Genomic DNA, 19,606 nt, shown 5'->3' with positions numbered 1-19,606 from the left:
TTAGGAAAATATCACCCCATGCAAGTATTCCAGTCTAAAAAAGATAACTCTGATACTGAATCAGCTTCTAACAAACTACAGCAACAGATCGAAGAAAAAATGCTTGATCTGTTTGAGAAAGTTATTGAAGACAGAGGCAAATACTTTGATGAGAACAAAGACAAAGTTCCCACACCAAACAGTGTTTCTGCAATAGCTAATTCTTATGCAATTGGTAATGCAGCAATTTCTGGTGGTGCTAGTCTTGTTCCTGGCCCTTGGGGAATGCTGGCGGTAGTTCCTGAAATTGTATTAATTATCAGAAATCAAATTTCAATGGTTTACGATATTGGCGTAGCTTATGGACATCGTAAAGAAATTGATCCTCAGCTTTTAGCTAGTGTTTTTGGCTATGCACTTGGAACTGGAACTCTGGGTTTACTTGTTATTCACAGCCAGAAGATTTTAGTTAAGCGGGGATCTCTGCGAATCATGCAGAAGCTTGTTCAACTAATGGCAGGTAAAGTAACCCAAAGACTGCTTAAATCGATGGTAGGTAAGTGGATTCCTCTTGCAGGTGCAGTAGCTTTAGCGGCCTGGTCTAAGATCTCTACAAATATGATCGCGCGTAAGGCAGTTTCAGTATTTGAGAAGGAGATTGAGATCTCAGATGAAGTTGACGATGGTGATGAAATTATTACTGTTTCCGATTTTGGTTCTGAAGCCTTAGAAGACATTAAAGAAGAAAACTTCGACGAGCTAAAAATTCAAGCACTTATCAATCTTATGCGTATTGATGGCTCTGTTGAAGATGAAGAAATGGAGTTTATTGCCCAGATCATCGATGATGCCAACATTGAAAATCAAAACAAATTAGATCTAATTGAGCAAATGAATCAAGGCTCAAAGTTTAAGATCGACTATTCCAAGATTGCTGATTCGCCTAGCGATGCTACTAGTCTAATTGTTGAGCTAGTGAGTTTGGCTAAGAGAGATGGAGATTTTCATATCTCCGAGAAGATCTACATTAAGCAAGTTGGGAAAATGATGGGGATTGATGGAAGCGATTTAGAAGAAGTTATGACTGTAGGTTAGGTAGATTATTACCCTTTCTTCTCCGATAAAATTCAAATTAGTGATGAGTGATCCAAAGCATAAAGCAAAGCTACTTTTTGATAAAGCGAACACATCCTCTGACAGAAAAAGAGGAATAAAGCTGCTTACTAAAGCGGTTAAACTTGATGATCATTATTCTGATGCTTATGCTTTGCGATCAATATGTTTTTCAATGGAGGGCAAGCATTCAGAAGCTCAGATGGACTTAGATAAGGCAATTGCACTTGCCCCTACTAGTATTGCAACTAAATTTGCAAAAACTGTTCATTTAGCTTCGATCAATGAAAATAAACAGGTTATTGAAGTATCAACGCAAGTAATAAATGAAGTCATACGTGAACAAGTTCTAGATAAGCAAGATTCATCTCCCAGAATTGGCAGATTCAAGTTTACTGAGGATGACTTAGCTTACTGCTACTCGTTTAGAGCATTGTCTGCCGTTAATATTCAAGATTACAGATCGGCAATTGAAGATTTCAATGCCATACAACATCTAAATGTGAGTGATAAGACTAAAAGTCAAGCTCTTCAGTTCAAGCAAGGCATTTTAAGAAAGCTCGAGGCAGAGAAAGAGCAGGAACGAAAGTCTAAGCTTTCTTACAAAGCATCTCAAAAAATCCAAAAGCTGCTTGGCAAAGCAAACAATCTACGCAAATTTGCACTTGAGCATCCGATTTTATCGCTCTTTGCTTCCTTGCTCGTTTTGTATTTTATTGTTTGCCTTTCTATATTTATGTATCCCGTACTAAAAACTAATCCTGTACTAAATCCAAGTATCTCTTCTAAAAATATGGGTATAGTTGTTGCAATGCCTCCAAATATAGAAGTAGGAGAGAGTTCCGATAGTGCTATAAGGAAGCTAAAAAATTATGCAGCGCAAGATGGTGGTGAATTTTCCTGTCAAACCAAGAATGGATATTCTTGTAGGTACATTACATCTGAAAACATGGCTATGATAATTTATATCAGAACCGAATTGACTAATAATGCAAGAGATCCAGTTAAAGGAACAGTATCAAAGGTTGAATGGAAATCAGCTTGCAAATCATCAAATTCAAGCTGCTAATTTTTACTGCAAAATCACATATCGAGTTAAAACCCGCATCACCTCATTTACTTTTCCTGTGGGTTGAGGTTTGCTCCATTCTCGGACTTCGGCAAAACCAACTCGGTAAAGCTCGAAAACGACACGCTCAACTGCATAGCTAGAACCAATAACCAGAATCCTCACTTTTTCTCTGCCAACCTCAGCAGTTGGTTCAGACACTACTGCTGTATGTATATCGGCATTAGATAGCGTTGAAGAGAGGAAAGCTTGGCGTTGCATAGTTGGTATCCTAATGTAGGCTCAATGGATCACACAATACCATCAAACACAGTTTCGTGATCCAAAAAGCAACATTTACTCGCTCATGACTCTCTGACACGATTAGGTCATGGGTAGAGCAAGCCAAGCACTCAAGCACGTTTTAGAGACTTACGGTATCAGCCAAAATCAGCTAGCCGTCACAATGGGCGTTGAACGCGGTAGCGTATTTCGTTGGTACCACAACAAACGTGATCCGACTGCTGAAACCGTCGTAGAAATCGTAGAAGCATTGAAAAAGCTTAATTACAAAGCTGCTGAAGAGTTCGTGCAGCTCTATCTAGGCGATGTATTGACAGACCAAGAGTGAAGCCTGCTAGCAGACTAGGTACGGTGATGTCCACGCCAGTGAAGGAGAGCAGTGGCTTGTTCCTTGCAAAGCAGAAAGCGATCAGTCTGCGATTGCACTCAGCCCAGTAGTAAAAACACGAAAGGCTAGCTCAGCTAGCCTTTCAGAAAAACAATAGCCAACGCTTATGGCTGATGCTGTCTTAAATCGAGCGGTAAAAAGATAGTCATCACTTCGCCCTGCTTCGGTCGCTGCTTGACGATCATCTTGCCGCCCAGCGCTTGGAATAGGTTTTTGGTGGCCGACAAATTCAGGCTCAGATTGCCCGTTTCCGGCTGCACCATCAGCAGTTGACCAATTGACTTGAACGCCGCATGGGGATTAAACGCCATGTTGGCAAAAGTGTACGCCTTGTCCGCCTGGAACCCATCTGAATTAGATTCACCAGCCGCATCATGGGGCAAACTCGACTTGAACTGGAGCTTGAGCTGATGTCCGGCAGGCGTTACGCCGAGCTGTAGATGACTGCCACCGGGCAAGCTGAGGGCAAACCGCTCAATTAAGTTTGTGAGTACCTGATTCAGCATCACCGGATCGCTGACCACCCACGGCAGCGTATGCGGCAGCGTCACATCAAGCTGAATATTACGCTGCTGCGCCTGCTGCTGCCACTTGGGAATGTTGTCTTCGAACACCTGATCAAGCGCGATCGCACTTAATGAACCCATTGATTGGCTCGACTGCTGCGTTTCCAGTTCAACCGCCCGGAAAATCAGGCCAAATCGATCGATCTGCTGGGTACATTCCTGATCGATTTGCTTTAGTCGATGCAGTACCTTTTCACCCAGTTCAGTGCGACGCATCAGCGAACGAGTTAGGGTGCGGATGGTCGTTAGCGGTGTGCGAATTTCATGCGCCATTGCCCGCAGCAGTTCAGCATCCAAAGAGAGAGACGAGGCAACATCGCTCAGTGGATTAGAGGTGGTTGCAGCGTCGGTGGATGGGGCTGGAGATGTGAGATCGCAGTCCTGACTAACCTGCTTGCCATGACCATTAGCCTGAGCTTGGGTTTGGGAGATCTGCTGCCGTACCGTATTCGCTTGCGCCGCCGTACGAGCCGCTTCCACTGCCGAAAGGTTCGCCGCCACCACAGGCAGTTGCTTCAGCATCAGCCGCTGAAACTGCATGACGAGCTGATAGTCCGGCTCCACGGGAGCAAACTGCTGGATATAGGTTTCCATCTGCTGCATCTGATGGGGACTGGTCAGTGACAGGCGAATACGCAGGGTTTGCCAAGCCCGCTCGACGATGGCGGGATTGAACGAAAACTGAAATTCAACTGGCCCATCGTCCGGCTGACCAAGGGTGAGCACCAAACAGAAGTCGGCGGTCAGCACCAGGCAAAACTGCTCGTTAATGATCGGGTCGCTTTGCGAGATGGGTAGCGACACGACTCGCGCAGGCTCTTGCGCCTGTTCCTGAAGATTGGGCGGAAGCTGGAGCGATACCTGAGCGGGTTCTGAAGTCAACACCCAATCGGCAAAATGCTCGCTCAGGGTAGGCGACTCCAGAATTGGTGCTGGCCCGGATAGCACGACGCCTTTGACAGGCATCGCTCCATCGCAGACGGCCACTGAATAGGTATCAACGTTTTGATTGAGTAGCTGATTCAAGGCCGCGATCGCAGCATACCATTCTTGTTCGGCTCGGTTTTGCTGCTCGCGTGTGGTCACTGCCTGAGGCTCAGCCGCATAGCCACCTTGGACATCTTCTAACTTGTCCAGGGTCAAAACCTGACTAAGTGTGGGTAGCCTCCTCGCTTGACCTGACATCTGCTTTGCCTTCAATCGTGACTTGTGTAAATCGAACTGTAAATCAGTGTTTTGGTGGGTATCATCGCAAGATGAGTTGCGATCGCGGATTGCTATAACCATTGATGCTTATGACGCTTATCATCGGTTGGAGCAGCAGTGATGACTGAAATATCTTTAAAATTGAACTGTGATGCTTCAGCAACTGCACGCTTTCCCTGCTTGAAAACTGCATAAATTACTATGCTTCTACACTATCGGTATTTCAGCAGCAGGAGTAGCCGTAGAACCGAACCTCTCCAGCGCAATCTCCGCTGCGATCGCAAAATCTGGCTTTGATTGCCGACAGATTCGGTTACCATGCTGTATGTTTGCCCTTTGCATGGAACTCAAGCATGTCACCCGCCAAACGCATTTGCATTACGTTGGGAACGCGACCGGAAGCGATTAAGTTAGCTCCGGTGATTCAGCAATTTCAGCAGTCAGCCGACTTTGAAACCCATGTCGTCCTGACGGGGCAGCACCGCGAAATGGTCGATCAGGTGATGGAGCTGTTTGGGCTAGAAGCAACCCATGATTTAGACATCATGCAGCCTAAGCAAACGCTGACGGATATCACCCAGCGCAGTCTGCAAGGGTTGGAATCTCTCTTTCAAACCATTCAGCCGCAGGTGGTGCTGGTGCAGGGCGACACGACCACTGCCTTTGCTGCCGCGCTGGCTGCGTTTTATCAAAAAATTCCGGTTGGTCACGTTGAGGCTGGCTTGCGTACCGACGATCTCTATAATCCCTATCCCGAAGAAGCCAATCGACGGTTGATTTCGCAGCTTAGTTTTCTGCACTTTGCGCCCACGGAAACCGCCGTGCAGCATCTAAAAAATTCCAGCGTCGTCGGCGAAATTCACCAGACGGGCAATACGGTGATTGATGCCTTGCTGACGGTGGCCGACAGGTCGCCGGAGTGCGACGTGCCGGGACTCGATTGGAATCAGCACCGCGTCCTGCTGGCCACCGTTCATCGGCGGGAGAACTGGGGCGAACCGCTACACAGCATTGCCCAGGGCTTTCTCGATACGCTGAACCAGTTTCCGGATACCGCTCTGCTGCTGCCGCTGCACCGCAATCCCACCGTGCGGGAGCCATTGACACAGATCTTGGGTGATCATCCCCGCGTCTTTTTGACGGAGCCGCTGGATTATGCGGCTCTGGTGGGTGCGATTCAGCGCTGTCACCTGCTGCTCACGGACTCCGGTGGGCTACAGGAAGAAGCGCCCAGTTTGGGAAAACCCGTACTGGTGCTGCGCGAAACCACCGAACGTCCAGAAGCGATCGCAGCGGGCACCGCAAAGTTAATTGGCACCGATGCCGCCACCATCACCGCTGAAGCCGCAAAATTACTGGAATCCGAAACGGCCTATCAAGAGATGGCGAATGCGGTGAATCCCTTCGGCGACGGGCAGGCAGCTCGGCGCATTCTCAAGATTGTGGGCGACTATCTCGATGCTTAGTCGTCTGTCAACTTTGTTTTAATGGGTTTTGCTGGTTGATGGGCCGCGCGGCGCGCGGCCCATCAACCAGCAAAACTTAATTTACAGAGTACTTAGTTGCCGTATTTTTTGGTTAAGAAAAGGTTAAAGCCAATTTTCTTAACGGATTCAGCAATCGGCTGGAAGCACGGTATACTCCTTTGGGGTTAATGGAGTATACAGGCATGGTAGCGGTAGCAATTTTGGCGGCAGGTCGTGGCACACGCATGAAGTCAAACCTGCCCAAGGTCTTGCACGCATTAGGTTCGAAACCACTGGTTGAGCGGGTACTAGACAGTGCAGAAGCATTGCAGCCCAGCCGCCGCCTGGTGGTTGTGGGCTATCGGAGCGACTTAATTCGTGAAGCGCTGGGTCACAACGGCACGATTGAATTTGTCGAGCAAACCGAGCAGCTCGGTACGGGACACGCTATTCAGCAGGTAATTCCTTATCTAGAAGGGTTTCAGGAGGACTTGCTGGTACTTAACGGTGATGTCCCGCTATTGCGATCTGAATCGCTTCAGAAGCTGCTCGAAACCCATCGCACCCACCAGAATGCCGCTACGATCTTGACGGCTCAACTGCCGAACCCCCAGGGCTATGGCCGCGTCTTCTGCAATGGCAACAATATCGTCACTCAAATTGTGGAAGACCGCGATTGCAGTCCCGCCCAGAAGCAAAACCACCGGATTAACGCTGGCGTGTACTGCTTCCGCTGGACGGCACTGGCAGAAGTATTGCCCCAGCTCACCTCTAATAATGACCAGCAAGAGTACTATCTGACCGATACGGTGCAGTATCTCAAGCCTGTGATGGCCGTTGATGTGGAAGACTATCAGGAAATCGTCGGCATCAACAACCGCAAGCAGTTGGCGGCGGCCTATGGCATTTTGCAGCAGCGCATCAAGGACAACTGGATGGCGGCAGGCGTGACGATGGTTGACCCCAACAGCATCACGATTGACGATACGGTTGAGCTAGAGCCGGACGTGATCCTGGAGCCGCAAACCCATCTGCGTGGCCAAACCCGCATCGGCTCAGGTAGCCGGATTGGCCCCGGTACGCTGGTGGAGAACAGCCAGCTAGGTCAAAACGTGACGGCTCATTATTCCGTCATTTCCGATAGCGAAGTGGCCGATAATACTCGCGTTGGCCCCTATGCCCACCTGCGCGGTCATGCCCAAGTTGGAGAGCGCTGCCGGATTGGTAACTTTGTCGAGCTGAAGAATGCCGACATTGGCGATCGCACAAATGTCGCCCACCTGTCCTATCTGGGTGATGCCACGCTGGGCCATCAAGTGAACGTCGGTGCTGGCACGATTACTGCCAATTACGACGGTTTCAAGAAGCACCGCACCACGATTGGCGATCGCACTAAGACTGGATCGAATTCCGTTTTCGTTGCACCCGTCACCATCGGCACCGATGTCACTGTCGCGGCTGGGTCAGTGGTAACTGAAGATGTTCCCGATGAAGCACTAGTGATTGCCCGTGCGCGGCAGGTAGTGAAGCCCGACTGGCAGCCGAAATCGGCCCAGTAGTCTCGTTGCTAGTCCCGATAAGCGAGCCAAAACCTAACTTTTGAATTATGCGATCGCGTTTATCGCCGTTCTGGCGATGGACGTTCTTTTAGCTGCATTTTTCTAACCTAAAAGGTGATCACCCCCACAATAGCGATCACCCACTCGGAGGCTCTAGCTACCCCTATGAACTATCTCATTGCAGTCCTGTCTGACCGTCAACAGGTCGAGGCAGCCCAAACCGCTCTTCAAGCAGACGGCATCGCACCGGAACATATTAGTCTGGTCGGCGAAGGCTACCAAAGCGCCGATGAATTCGGCTTCATCGAACCCAATCAGCAAGCCCAAAAGAGTTCGCGGCGACTGTCTTACTGGGTGGTTCCCTTTGGTTTTATTGCCGGATATGCATTTAACTATCTGACCGGAATTGAAATCTTTTCTGCCCTTGGCCCCATCGGCAACCACATGCTAGGCGGCATTCTCGGTGCCTTGGCTGGCGTATTGGGTGCAGTTTTAGTCGGCGGTGCTGTCGGATGGACGGTCGGCAGCGGTGACGCTCTGCCCTATCGCAATCGCCTCAATGCAGGTAAGTACCTAATCGTGGTCACAGGTTCAGAAACACTCACGCGTGAAGCAACGCGAATTCTGCGCCAGTTTGAACCCGAAAACTTGCAGGGGTATCGTCAACCCGCTTAGGCATCCATCACGCTTTAATATGCAATCCGGCTGAAAACCCGTTGTTTACTTTGGTGAAACATTTGCTTGGCAAGCATTTCATCAAAAATAAACAGGGTTCTTACACCACGGATTTCATATAACTTTGACATTTTTGACGAATTCTACTTTCGATCTATGGCTTTACTGACAAAATCTGAATTGCAAACCCTAGCCGAAATGCAGGCAGAACCGTGCATTTCCATCTACATGCCGACCCACATAGCTGGGCCAGAAATTCAGCAAGATCCCATTCGGTTCAAAAATCGGCTGAATGAAGCCCGCGAGCGGTTAGAGCAAGCTGGCCACAATTCAGATGATGTCAACCCTCTGTTGGATCGCGCTCAGCAACTGACCGAGCAAATGGAGTTTTGGCGGCATCAGAAAGAAGGGTTAGCTCTCTTTATTGCGCCTAATTTTTTCCGCCTGTATCGCTTACCGCTGGAGTTTGAAGAGAAGACGATTGTTAGCGATCGCATTCACTTAAAGCCGCTCATGCCTATGCTGTCCGGCGATGGTTATTTCTACTTACTCTCGCTCAGCCAAAACCGAGTGCAGCTCTTCCAAGGCACTCACTACACCATTAGTGAGATTGATCCAGACGACATGCCCCGTAGCTTGGCAGAAGCACTACAGTACGACGATCCAGAAAAGCAGCTTCAGTTTCATAATGTTAGTGGTGATGGGTCATCTCCTGTCTACCATGGTCATGGAGTTGGCACTACTCAAGATAAGACCAATATCTTACGGTTCTGTCAAAAACTAGACAGCTCATTGAGTTCATTCTTGAACAACGAAACTGCACCATTGATAATTGCTGGAGTTGAATATCTCCATCCTATTTATCGCGAAGCTAACTCTTATCCCCATCTGCTTGAACAAGGCGTAATAGGTAATCCAGAACATCTTAAGCCTGAAGAACTCCATCAACAAGCCTGGCAGGTTGTCCAGCCCTATTTCCATCAGGCCCAAGAGCACGCCTTTAGCACCTACCGAGACTTGCTTACAAAACCAGAGTCCTCCAGCGATGTGGCTGACGTGGTAAAGGCCGCCTACGATCGCCAGATCGATACGCTGTTTGTCCGCGCTGACCAGCATTGCTGGGGCCAGTTCAACCCGCAGACCCATGCAGTTCAACTCCACAATCAGGAGCAGGCTGAAGACACCGACCTACTGGATTTTGCGGCTGTGCAAACTTTCCTCAACGGCGGCAAAGTATTCGCGGTCGATACCGACGAAGCCATGCCCGCTGATGAACCCGTAGCCGCAATTCTACGATTCGTAGCTTAATATGCGAACGTACATGTGCGAATATACAATACAGTACATGTACATTCGCACATTTAATGTCGCTGTTTCATGGATTTCGTTCCTTTCCGTAAAAAGCTTGAAATCTTTATCAGCTAAGCGGTCTGACGATTTCTGATGAAAAGAGCGACATCGTGGTGTTTCGCAGTTTTAATGTCGCAACATCAGATTTCGCAAATTAAGTGTCGTATTTTTGCATTTCGATGTTTCGCAATTTCGATGTCGTTTTTGCCCACTGTCGTCGCGAATGTTGTCCTTGATATTTCCCTATGGAGAATTTGTTAAGTTGACGGAATTTGCGGAGTACCATTGGTAGAGATATGCAGCGCTTAGAAGCTGCCTAGTGATTAGGATTGCATAGATTCGAACGGGTGTAGAGGTTCGATTCAAGGAATCCAATCGGGCGACATTGAGGAGAATCTATCAGTGCTAGACATTCGAGATTTTTTCAAGGCGACGAACCCGAGCAGAACGCTCAATATTGAGAACGCCAATGATCGAGTACTGTATGTCGATTTCTCTGATGTGCGCGGTGGCCAGATTATTCAGGAACTTAAGGACAACATCACCTTTTTCTCTCCAGATTCACCCACTTGCACTCTATTTACGGGGCATATTGGCTGTGGTAAATCGACGGAGTTGTTGCGGTTAAAGCAAGAGTTGGAGGCAGAGCAGTTTCACGTTGTCTATTTCGAGTCTAGTGGTGCGTCAACAAATAGATGACGGCCAGCTAAAGTAAGAAAAACACCTCTTACTTTCGGTCATGGTCAAGAAATACATCGTGGATTTGAGTGCTGAAGAACGGACTTACTTAGAACAGTTCGCGACAACGGGCCGTCGCGCGGCGGATCGCATTACCCGTGCGCGCATTCTGCTCAAAGCCGACTGCAATCAACCCAACGGCAGTTGGTCAGATCAGGCGATTGCGACGGCCCTCGACGTCGGGGTTCGCACGGTCGAACGCGTCCGCCGTCGCTTTGTGGAGTTCGGGCTGGAGGCATCATTAGTGCGACGCACCGGGGGTGGACGCAAACCAAGCTGCTTGAATGGCGAACAAGAAGCCCATTTGATTGCCTTGGTCTGTAGTGAGGCTCCGGCGGGTCAGGCACGGTGGACATTGCGCTTGCTGGCAAGTCACATGGTGCAACTCGGCCATGTTGAGAGCGTGAGTCATGAAACCATTCGGCAAACGCTGAAAAAAACGAATTACAGCCTTGGAAACAAGACTGCTGGGTAATTCCGCCAGAACAGAATGCCGAATTTGTCTGCCAAATGGAATCCGTGCTGGAAGTTTACCAGCGCCGCTATCACCCTGACTTCCCCATCATCTGCCTTGACGAAGCGATGAAACAGCTCGTCAAAGAAACCGTCGCACCAGTGCCGGCACAACCGGGACAGCCACAGCGACAGGATTTTCAATATGAGCGCAACGGCACCGCCAATCTATTCATGTTATGTGAACCGATAGCGGGGTGGCGACACGTTGAGGTGACGCGACAGCGCACCGCTGTTGATTATGCTCATTTGCTCAAAGATGTTGTCGATCTGCATTATCCCGATGCCCTGCTCATCACGGTGGTGCAAGACAATCTCAACACCCATACACCCGCCTCTCTCTACAAAGCCTTTGAACCGGCCGAGGCGCGTCGCATTCTCAATCGCCTGGAATTTTGCTATACCCCTAAGCACGGCAGTTGGTTGAATATGGCCGAGATTGAGTTGAGCATTCTGGCTCGTCAATGTTTAGACCGACGCATCGCTGAATTTGAACCCCTGCAACGTGAAGTTTCAGCCTGGGTAGAGACCCGCAATCAGCAGCAAACGTGGATTGATTGGCGCTTCACCACCGAGGACGCACGCATTAAGTTGAAACGACTTTACCCGTCAATTAATTCTTGACTAACCACTAGTGATGATCTGGAAATGGCCGATGTGGATATTGGTGATGTGTTGTTGACGGTTGCCCGTCGCATCAGCCAGAGCCTTGAGCAGTATAAACTGGCAGAACCCACAGGACTGAAGGCGATTTTGCAGGGAGCGGTGCAGATCCTGACGACCGAAATTGAAGTGACTGGGGCGTCTGGTGAGGTGCCAGGAATTGGAGGAATCTCTTGGAGCGATAATGGTGAGTTTTCTCTGTCGGCAGGCATTGGCAAAATTACCGCTCGGACAAAAAGCGACCCCAACCTGCGCGATCGCATCAACAACTACTTAGGGCCGCAGAAAAATGAGCTGTTGAAAGCGATTAATCAGGAGTTAATCGAACCCGCCATTGCTCAATTGAAGCAGCACGGCAAGAAGGGGCTGGTCGTGATTGTGGACAATCTGGATCGGATTGACAATCGTCCGCGATCTCACGGTCGTCCTCAGCAAGAATATTTGTTTATTGACCAGAGCAGCTGTCTTAAAAATTTACGTTGCCATCTGGTTTATACCATGCCGCTGGCGCTAAAGTTCTCCAATGAATATGGCATGTTGACCCAGCGCTTTCCAGAAGATCCAAAGGTGCTGCCAATGGTGCCAATTCAGCGGCAAGATGGAACTGAGTGCAGTGAGGGCATGGCGTTGTTGCAGCAGATGGTGTTGGCACGCGCGTTTCCTGATTTAAGTGAAACGGAACGGTTAGCGGCACTAACTGAAATTTTTGATGAGGCGGCATCGTTGGATCATCTCTGTCACGTTAGTGGTGGACATGTGCGGGACTTGCTGCGGATTTTGAATGCCTGGATCAAAAAGGCACGGCAGTTTCCCCTAATGAGATCGCAACTTGAAGATGTGATTCGCGGCTATCGAAATGAAATGACAATGTATATTTCAGACGATGAGTGGGAGCTACTGCGGCGGGTGCGGCAGCGCAAAAAGGTGAGTGGCGATGACGACTATCAGACATTAATTCGCAGTCGGCTAGTATTTGAGTATCGCGATCGCGGTGAGTCTTGGTTTGATGTGAATCCAATTCTGTTGGATGCGAAGGAGCTATAGGCATGAGCCAGTGGCCGGAGGATGAGATTGAAGTTCACAATCGCCAAACGCTAGAGGAATTGGCGCAAACGTTGGAATGGTCAGTCGGCGAATTTCATCTGTTCTTAGCGCGATGCAACTATGTCGCGGTGCGATCTCACCTGATTACTCAGTTGCAGAACATTTGTTCAATCCAGCTTCAAATTATTACGTTGACTGCCGATACGCAGCAGCTTTACACCACCATCCGAGATGCGATCGCAGTTTCGCTCGACCCACCAGAGGGGATTATCGTGGTCGGGTTTGAGCAGGTTAAGGATTTAGATCAGCTGTTTGCTAATGCGGATGCGGCGCGGGAAGAGTTTCGCAAGCAGTTGCCCATGCCCATCGTGCTGTGGCTGGACGACACCCAGTTCAACAGCTTTAAGGATCGGGCACCCAATTTTGAAACCTGGGCACCTGTAGACACGCCGACGTTTGAGATTCCCACTGATACGATTATTCAATCTTTGCAGCAGGGCGTGGAAGCAATTTACGCAGCCTGTTTCAAACCAAATCAACCCCAGCTTGCCAATGATCCGGATCAGCCTCTGCCTAAAAGGGTGAGAGCAGCAATAGATGCGGCGCAACTTGGTGATTTGCGTCGATCTGAACTGGCCCAAGCTTTGCAGACTTTATCCGACCGAGCCGTTTCATTACCTGCTGATTTACGGGCTGATCTGCATTTAGTTGAGGGTGCTGATGCGGGTTTAGACGAAGCCGCTATTGGACATTTCCAAGCCTGTGTGGATTATTGGCGCAGCCAAGTTCAGGCAGGGCAAATTCACGAAACTACTCCGGCAGCGAATCTGAAACTAGCGTTGGCGCTCTTTTTCTTGGGTCGATTTTACTTTCATCATACGGATGAAATGAGGCGACTGGATCAGGCTCAGTATGACGATCACGGTTGGCAGCAGGCGCGTCTGCCCTTGGAAGAAAGCTGGCAATTGTTTGCAGCAGCTAATCGTCTAGATATGGTTGCTAAGGTGAGCCGACATCTGCTCGGTACACTGCGACGACTACAGGCTTGGGATGATTTGGAACCGCTGCTGAATCAAGTGATTCCACTACATCAGCAGTACCACATGCTGAGTCGCTTGGCGATGGATTATGGCTTTTTGGCTGAGCTGAAACTACATCAGCAAGATTGGCCAATGGCGAGACACTATGCCGATCTAGCAGTGGAAACTATTCAACCATTGCCATTGTCACAACAATGGGCAGAAGGATTGTATTTGGCACTGCAAGCCAAGGCAGAGGTGCAGTTAGGTAATGAAACAGGTGCTATCACTCTATTGGAATGGGCGCGATATTTAGGTGACCGTGGCCATCCCACCACCTATAGCACCATTTTGGGCGATTTGCGTGAACTGTACTGGCAGCAGAAGCGCTATCTGGAGGCGTTTAAGCTGAAGCAGGCGCGGCTGGAGGTGGAGAAAGTTGCTGGCATTCGGGCGTTTGTCGGTGCTGGACGGCTGGGGGCACAAGGGCAACTGCTGGAGGAGTCGGATGAGCCAGCGCCAGAGATTTATGCGTCGGGTCGGCAGTTAGATCTACAAGAACTGCTGAGCCGGATTAACAGCACGGACTCGAAGCTGACGGTGCTGCATGGGGATTCAGGAGTGGGCAAAAGCTCGCTGGTGAATGCGGGTTTGATTCCGGCGCTGCAAAAAGAGGCGATTGGCTATCGGTCTGCGCTGCCAGTGATTGTGCGGCAGTATATGAACTGGGAAAAGGAACTAGCGACGGCGCTGACGGAATCGATTCAGGCATCGTCACGATCTAAAACGGTGCAGGTGCCAGAATCCAGTCCTGATATTTTGGCGATGCTGCGCCAGTGCGAGCAGAACAATCGCTGCATTGTCCTGGTGTTTGACCAGTTTGAGGAGTTCTTTTTTGCCAATCCTGATCCGGTGCAGCGGCGGCAGTTTTTTCAGTTTTTGAGCAATTGTCTGGGAATCACCTATCTCAATATCATCCTGTCGCTGCGGGAGGATTATCTTCACTATCTGCTGGAAGCGAGTCGGGCGCTACGCGGTGTTGCTAGCCCTAATATGCTGAGCCAAAATCTGTTTGGCAATATTCTGGGGCGCGATATTCTCTATCCCATCGGCAATTTCAGCCCGGAGCAGGCAAAGGCGATTATTGATGATTTGACTCAGCAGTCGCGATCGTATCTGGAGCCGGATTTGGTGGATGCGCTGGTGGCGGATCTGGCGGGGCCGTTGCAGGAGGTGCGCCCAATTGAGCTACAGATTGTGGGTTCGCAGTTGGAGACGGAGCGGATTCGCTCATTGGCGCAATATCGGGAGCTGGGCGATCAGCCAAAGGAGGAGTTGGTCAGCCGCTATCTGCAAGAGGTAATCGACGATTGTGGCGCGGAGTATGAACAGATTGCGGAACTGGTGCTGTATTTGCTGACGGACGAGCGGGGCACGCGACCGCTCAAGACGCGATCGGATTTGCGGCGGGAGTTAGAGGCGTTGTTGCCGGGTTTGTTTGAGGATACCGTCTCCTCTGATTACTCGTCAAATTGTGGAAATTTAGACCTCAACCTCAACCGTTCTCCTAATGGTGGGAAAGAGAAGGTAGGACAGGCCGTAAATGAGCCACTAGAGTATGTATTGAGAATTTTATGTGGATCGGGAATTATAATCTATTTACCGGAAGATACAGATGGAAGGTATCAACTAGTTCATGATTATATTGCAGAGAGCTTTCGTTCAAGGTATGAATTCAGTCTTCATAAAAAGCTCATCGAATCAGAAGCAGAACGAGCAGAGCTTTCATCTTCCAACCAGATTCTAGAGAATGCAAGGCAAAGGGCTGGCAAGCTATTAAAAGCTACTTTAGGAGTATCAGTTTGTGTATTTTTAGCAACAGTATCTTTTGCGACTTTTGCAAACAAGAAAGCTGAAAGCCAAAGAGAAGAAATATCTTTAGCTGCCGAAATTGAACAGTCAGGCAACTATGCTTTGCAACAGTTTGACTCATCACAGATTGATGCTTTAATTACTGCAATAAGCGCCGGAAGAAGGTTAGATGATTTAATAGATGAAAATATCGCCTTAGAAGATTATCCAGCTCTGAATCCTGTTTTCTCCTTACAGAAGATTCTCAACCAAATTAGTGAGAAGAATAGAATTAATATACAACATGGAGAAGTTCTATGGGTAGATTACAGCTTAGATGGTAAACACCTTGTTATTACCTCAGAAGACGGCTTCATCCAAATAAGACAAGTCTCAGGGGCTTTAGTTTCTGAGTTCAAGGCTTGTGAGGGTGCTCCTGCATGGGGTGTCAGCTTCTTTGAGAATAACAAATTAGCTACTGCTTGTGGTGTTACTGGTCAAATCGAGTTATGGACTGTAAATGGCCGTAAGATACTCAATTGGAATGCGCACGAAAGTGGAGTCGGAAGTATAAGATTTAATTCTAGTTCCACCCAAGTTTGTGTTGAGTAGAATTGAGGCAGAGAGTTCAGCAGGCCAAAGCCGATGGCTCAGCAACGACGCAAGCGTGGCACAGCAGGCGATAAAACGATTTGTCTGCCCATTGCAGACGACCTTGACTACGAGGTCTTAGTAGAAGACCGGGAAGCCTTTCGCCAGTATCTCAACGAGCAGATCGCATCCCACCCGGAACTGTTTCCCGACGGGATTGAGGCAGGCTATCGCTTTCACGGATGGGTCGAGTCCTCTCGTCAACAGCTCAAGACCCGGCGGATTTTGCTGCCGAGTACCGGAGAGGCTTATCAACTGCGTCCCGATTTGGTGATGCCGTACATGAGCGAGACGGCGGAGATGGCCGACAAAGCGCTCTATTTAAGAAAGCATGGCCTGTCGTATGAGGGGATTGCCTATGTGCTGGGCCGTTCTGAGATGCACTGGTATCGGCTCTGTCAGTCGTTCGGTCGAGCCTCGATTGTGGGCAGTACCCTCAAAAGGGAAACGGCGCTCCCCCCCATCTAGTTGCCGATGAGAAGCATTGTGATTGGCACGGGCAGCGAGTCTATCTGGCAGTGACAGCGGCGCAAGGGTGCGTCCTGGGAGCCAGTCTCAGTGCCAATGCGGGTCAGGATGGATTAACCGCAGCCTATGGGGTATTCCAGCAGGAAGCTGCCCATCATGTTCCCGACTATGCGCCCGAGACGGTGACGACTGATGGTTGGGAGGCCACCCGAGCCGCTTGGGAGGAGCTATTCCCTGGCCTGGTCTGGATTCTGTGCTTCCTGCATGAGGTGATTAAAATTCGCGATGGGTGCCGCTCTAAACCAGTCCTGGGTCAGCAACTAGCCGACAAGCTTTGGCATCTGTATCGGGGCCAGAGCAAACGTCACTTTGCTCAACGGTTGCGTCGGTTGCTGGAGTGGGTGAACACCCACGCGTTGCCCCAGGCCATTGACGCTCGCTTGCGACGCCTCAACGACAAATCTCACGTCTTCCAACGCGCCTTTGACTTCCCTGACGCCTATCGCACCAGCAATCAGGTTGACCGTCCGATGAACTATCTTGACCGCATCTTGTATGCCATGCAAGATTTTCATGGATTCTGGGACTCGGCGGAACAGTCGGTGCGCTCGATGGCCTTACTCTGGAACTTCCATCCCTTTTGTCGCAAGACTCGCAAAGCAATGGGCGGGTGCTTATGCCCCTTTGAGCAACTCAACGGCTTCCGCTATCACGACAACTGGGTTCGCAATTGGCTGATTGCCTCATCGTTGAATGGCAGAAGACCATTGCTCAGGAACGCTGACACAAAATAAGTTGGAACTAGATTTAATTCTTTAACAAATCAATTTATTTCGGTTGGCCAGGATGGGTACATACGGATTTGGGAACCCTCTGGCAAGTTATCTTTTGAGAATATTGGTCATGAAGGCTCTGTAAACTGGATTAGCATCAGTCCAGATGGAAAAAGTTTTTTGACCGTTGGTGAAGATGGTTTAGCAAAGCTCTGGGATGCAAAGGCTCAATTTATTACTGAGTTCAGTGGACATGTGGGATTTGTTACAAGCGCTGACTTTTCTCCTAATGGCGACACTATCGTCACAACGGGAGAAGATGGAACAGCTAAAATTTGGAACTTGAATGCCGAAAAATTAGCAGAATTTGCAGGACATCCGGGATGGGTAACGAATGTAAGTTTTTCCCCTGATGGGACAAATATTTTAACAACAGGGAGTGACGGAAAAATTAGAGTCTGGAATAGGTTAGGTCAGAATCTGTTCGAATTAACTGGACACCAAAATCTTATTTGGAGCATCAACTTTAGCTCAGATGGTAAGCAACTTGTCTCGGCAAGCGCTGATGGAACAGTAAGAATATGGGAATTTTTAGACAAGGAACTTGCTATTTGGCGATCTCATTCTGGTGCGGCATGGAGCGTCAGTACCAGTCCTGATGGACGACTCGTCGCTACAGCAGGGCAAGATGGCCTGATAAATATATGGGAACCTTCTGGAGAGAAGCTCTTTGAGATTGAAGGGCATGAAGGGGCTACCTTGTGGGTATCTTTCGATCCTAAAGGGCGTGAGATGGTCTCTGCTGGAGCAGATGGAATGACAAAAATTTGGAATACTTCAGGAGAGTTAGTCAGAGCCTGGCATAGTTGCCAAAATATTGCTTTTATGACGCAATTTAGTCCGGATGAGGAAATAATTGCAACGTCATGCAAAGAGGGTGAGGTTGTATTACAGGATAGAGTTGGCGAAGATATTGTTCGATTTCAAGCTCATGAATCTGATGTCTACAGCGTCAGTTTTTCACCCAACGGAAAAACGTTGGCTTCAGCTGGTGAGGATGGTCGTGTTCGTTTATGGAATTTGAAGGGACAGCAAGTCGGCGAATACGATGGACATCAAAATGGTGCGCTATGGGTTGATTTTAGCCCTGATGGGCAATTTTTGATTTCATCTGGAAAAGATGGCAAGGCTAAGTTGTGGGATCTGGAAGATAGCTCTTTGGTTGAATTCACGGGCCATCTGGGCCGGGTACCTTGGGTAGGCTTCTCACCAGATGGAAGGAGTGTTTTTACTGCTGGTATAGATGAAACAGTGCGGCAATGGACTTTGAGCGGTAGACAGTTATCGTACTTTGATGGCCATCGCGGTGGAGCATTTAGCATTGATTTCCTTCCACATACAGAGCTATTTTTAGTGTCTGATGGTGAAGGAAATATTAGAACATGGGAAATTCAGCAGTTATCTCAATTGATCAAATCGGGATGTAGCTGGCTATCGGAATATGAAGCACCCTCTAAAAAAGGTCAAGATGATTTGTGTGGAAGCTGACATTCAAGATTTGCTACTATTTAGTAAGGATGCTTTGTACATAGTAGCTTCAGAGTTTGTAATATAATCGTTGGACTTAAAGGCTAAAGATATGAAACCTTATTCTTCTGCACTTATCGCAATTTCTATTTTAGTGCCCCTCATAATTTTAGATGTAGCCAAAGCTGAGGCAACTAAAGAAGTATCAGAGATTAGCTCTCACTTTAGGGGAGGTCGTCCATCCGATGTAGGAGGTCCCGGTAGAGCTCCATCAATACCAAGTGGTAGCCGATAGTTTTTAGATTTTAACAGCTTAAGTTCATGATTACCTGACCTATTTTAGTAACGGAAATTGCGCCCTTTGTGGCATTCTAAAACGAGTGGAGAGAGGCGTAAGGCGTTGTTAGCAGATGAGGTCAACGATCATCGCGAATGAGTACCCTCTCAATCCGTCGATCTGGAATCAACCACATCGCAACAACCAACAAATAAAGCAGGCAAACCAGCCAAGCCCCCACAAACGCCAGCGGAATCGCCACCGCATAAATAATCACCGAAACCTTACCCTCCCAATCTCGGCCAATCGCCACCGCAAACGTAGAATCCCTGCCATGGACAGGCAACCAGCATTTGGCTCAGAATAAAATATGAGACAATCGCAGCCATCAACAGATCTACGCCCGCCAATACCTTCAAATTCAAAAAT

Annotated in this window: 17 protein-coding genes; 14 read left to right on the top strand and 3 right to left on the bottom strand. The window is 48.8% G+C overall.

What is annotated here, in order from left to right:
* Nucleotides 1-18: 18 nt before the first annotated feature.
* Together AC286M_RS17915 and AC286M_RS17910 are read left to right on the top strand one after the other, a co-directional pair.
* A complete protein-coding gene (locus AC286M_RS17915) occupies nt 19-1,074 on the top strand; it encodes a tellurite resistance TerB family protein (protein ID WP_488205684.1) in 1,056 nt (351 codons plus the stop codon).
* A 43-nt stretch (nt 1,075-1,117) separates the two neighbouring features.
* Nucleotides 1,118-2,161: a tetratricopeptide repeat protein gene (locus AC286M_RS17910; protein WP_488205683.1), complete on the top strand. Its 1,044-nt coding sequence runs from the start codon at nt 1,118-1,120 to the stop codon at nt 2,159-2,161.
* Between the two features lie 3 nt (nt 2,162-2,164).
* Here the strand turns inward: AC286M_RS17910 and AC286M_RS17905 are convergent, their stop codons facing one another.
* Nucleotides 2,165-2,422, bottom strand: a complete 258-nt coding sequence (locus AC286M_RS17905) for a hypothetical protein (RefSeq protein ID WP_488205682.1) — start codon at nt 2,420-2,422, stop codon at nt 2,165-2,167.
* A 109-nt stretch (nt 2,423-2,531) separates the two neighbouring features.
* Between AC286M_RS17905 and AC286M_RS17900 the strand changes: the two genes are divergently transcribed.
* Nucleotides 2,532-2,771, top strand: a complete 240-nt coding sequence (locus tag AC286M_RS17900; protein WP_488205681.1) for a helix-turn-helix domain-containing protein — start codon at nt 2,532-2,534, stop codon at nt 2,769-2,771.
* A gap of 164 nt (nt 2,772-2,935) precedes the next feature.
* Here the strand turns inward: AC286M_RS17900 and AC286M_RS17895 are convergent, their stop codons facing one another.
* The gene (locus AC286M_RS17895; RefSeq protein WP_488205680.1) at nt 2,936-4,582 is read right to left on the bottom strand and encodes a sensor histidine kinase; all 1,647 of its coding nucleotides are present in this window, start codon (nt 4,580-4,582) and stop codon (nt 2,936-2,938) included.
* A gap of 374 nt (nt 4,583-4,956) precedes the next feature.
* Between AC286M_RS17895 and wecB the strand changes: the two genes are divergently transcribed.
* From wecB to AC286M_RS17840, 11 genes are all read left to right on the top strand, one after another.
* On the top strand, nt 4,957-6,069 hold the full coding sequence (gene wecB, locus AC286M_RS17890; protein WP_488205679.1) for a non-hydrolyzing UDP-N-acetylglucosamine 2-epimerase: 1,113 nt from the start codon (nt 4,957-4,959) through the stop codon (nt 6,067-6,069).
* 203 nt (nt 6,070-6,272) lie between these two features.
* Entirely contained in the window at nt 6,273-7,628 is a 1,356-nt protein-coding gene (gene glmU / locus AC286M_RS17885) for a bifunctional UDP-N-acetylglucosamine diphosphorylase/glucosamine-1-phosphate N-acetyltransferase GlmU (RefSeq protein WP_488205678.1), read from the top strand.
* Between the two features lie 165 nt (nt 7,629-7,793).
* Nucleotides 7,794-8,303 (top strand): hypothetical protein, encoded by a 510-nt coding sequence (locus AC286M_RS17880; RefSeq protein WP_488205677.1) that lies wholly within the window; start codon nt 7,794-7,796, stop codon nt 8,301-8,303.
* Between the two features lie 156 nt (nt 8,304-8,459).
* A complete protein-coding gene (locus AC286M_RS17875; RefSeq protein WP_488205676.1) occupies nt 8,460-9,611 on the top strand; it encodes a baeRF7 domain-containing protein in 1,152 nt (383 codons plus the stop codon).
* Nucleotides 9,612-10,055: 444 nt separating this feature from the next.
* Nucleotides 10,056-10,352: a P-loop NTPase family protein gene (locus AC286M_RS17870; RefSeq protein ID WP_488205675.1), complete on the top strand. Its 297-nt coding sequence runs from the start codon at nt 10,056-10,058 to the stop codon at nt 10,350-10,352.
* Nucleotides 10,353-10,392: 40 nt separating this feature from the next.
* Nucleotides 10,393-11,528, top strand: a protein-coding gene (locus tag AC286M_RS17865; protein ID WP_488205674.1) for an IS630 family transposase whose coding sequence is annotated in 2 segments (ribosomal slippage) — nt 10,393-10,825 and nt 10,825-11,528 — 1,137 coding nt in all. Because the reading frame shifts where the segments join, the coding sequence is not laid out codon by codon here.
* Between the two features lie 24 nt (nt 11,529-11,552).
* The gene (locus AC286M_RS17860) at nt 11,553-12,611 is read left to right on the top strand and encodes an ATP-binding protein (RefSeq protein WP_488205673.1); all 1,059 of its coding nucleotides are present in this window, start codon (nt 11,553-11,555) and stop codon (nt 12,609-12,611) included.
* 2 nt (nt 12,612-12,613) lie between these two features.
* Nucleotides 12,614-16,093: an nSTAND1 domain-containing NTPase gene (locus AC286M_RS17855; RefSeq protein WP_488205672.1), complete on the top strand. Its 3,480-nt coding sequence runs from the start codon at nt 12,614-12,616 to the stop codon at nt 16,091-16,093.
* A 33-nt stretch (nt 16,094-16,126) separates the two neighbouring features.
* Nucleotides 16,127-16,600 carry a hypothetical protein gene (locus tag AC286M_RS17850; protein ID WP_488202633.1) on the top strand — a complete coding sequence of 158 codons (474 nt, stop codon included), beginning with the start codon at nt 16,127-16,129 and terminating at the stop codon, nt 16,598-16,600.
* 50 nt (nt 16,601-16,650) lie between these two features.
* On the top strand, nt 16,651-17,394 hold the full coding sequence (locus AC286M_RS17845; RefSeq protein WP_488202632.1) for a hypothetical protein: 744 nt from the start codon (nt 16,651-16,653) through the stop codon (nt 17,392-17,394).
* 36 nt (nt 17,395-17,430) lie between these two features.
* Nucleotides 17,431-18,921, top strand: a complete 1,491-nt coding sequence (locus AC286M_RS17840; protein WP_488208849.1) for a WD40 repeat domain-containing protein — start codon at nt 17,431-17,433, stop codon at nt 18,919-18,921.
* A gap of 395 nt (nt 18,922-19,316) precedes the next feature.
* Here AC286M_RS17840 and AC286M_RS17835 read toward each other — a convergent pair whose 3' ends face one another.
* On the bottom strand, nt 19,317-19,490 hold the full coding sequence (locus tag AC286M_RS17835) for a hypothetical protein (RefSeq protein WP_488205671.1): 174 nt from the start codon (nt 19,488-19,490) through the stop codon (nt 19,317-19,319).
* Nucleotides 19,491-19,606: the final 116 nt, after the last annotated feature.

It is taken from the genome of Thainema salinarum CENA647 (assembly GCF_057732415.1).
The sequence above is the reverse complement of the archived record's forward strand: the minus strand, read 5'-3'. Positions and strand labels throughout refer to the sequence as shown.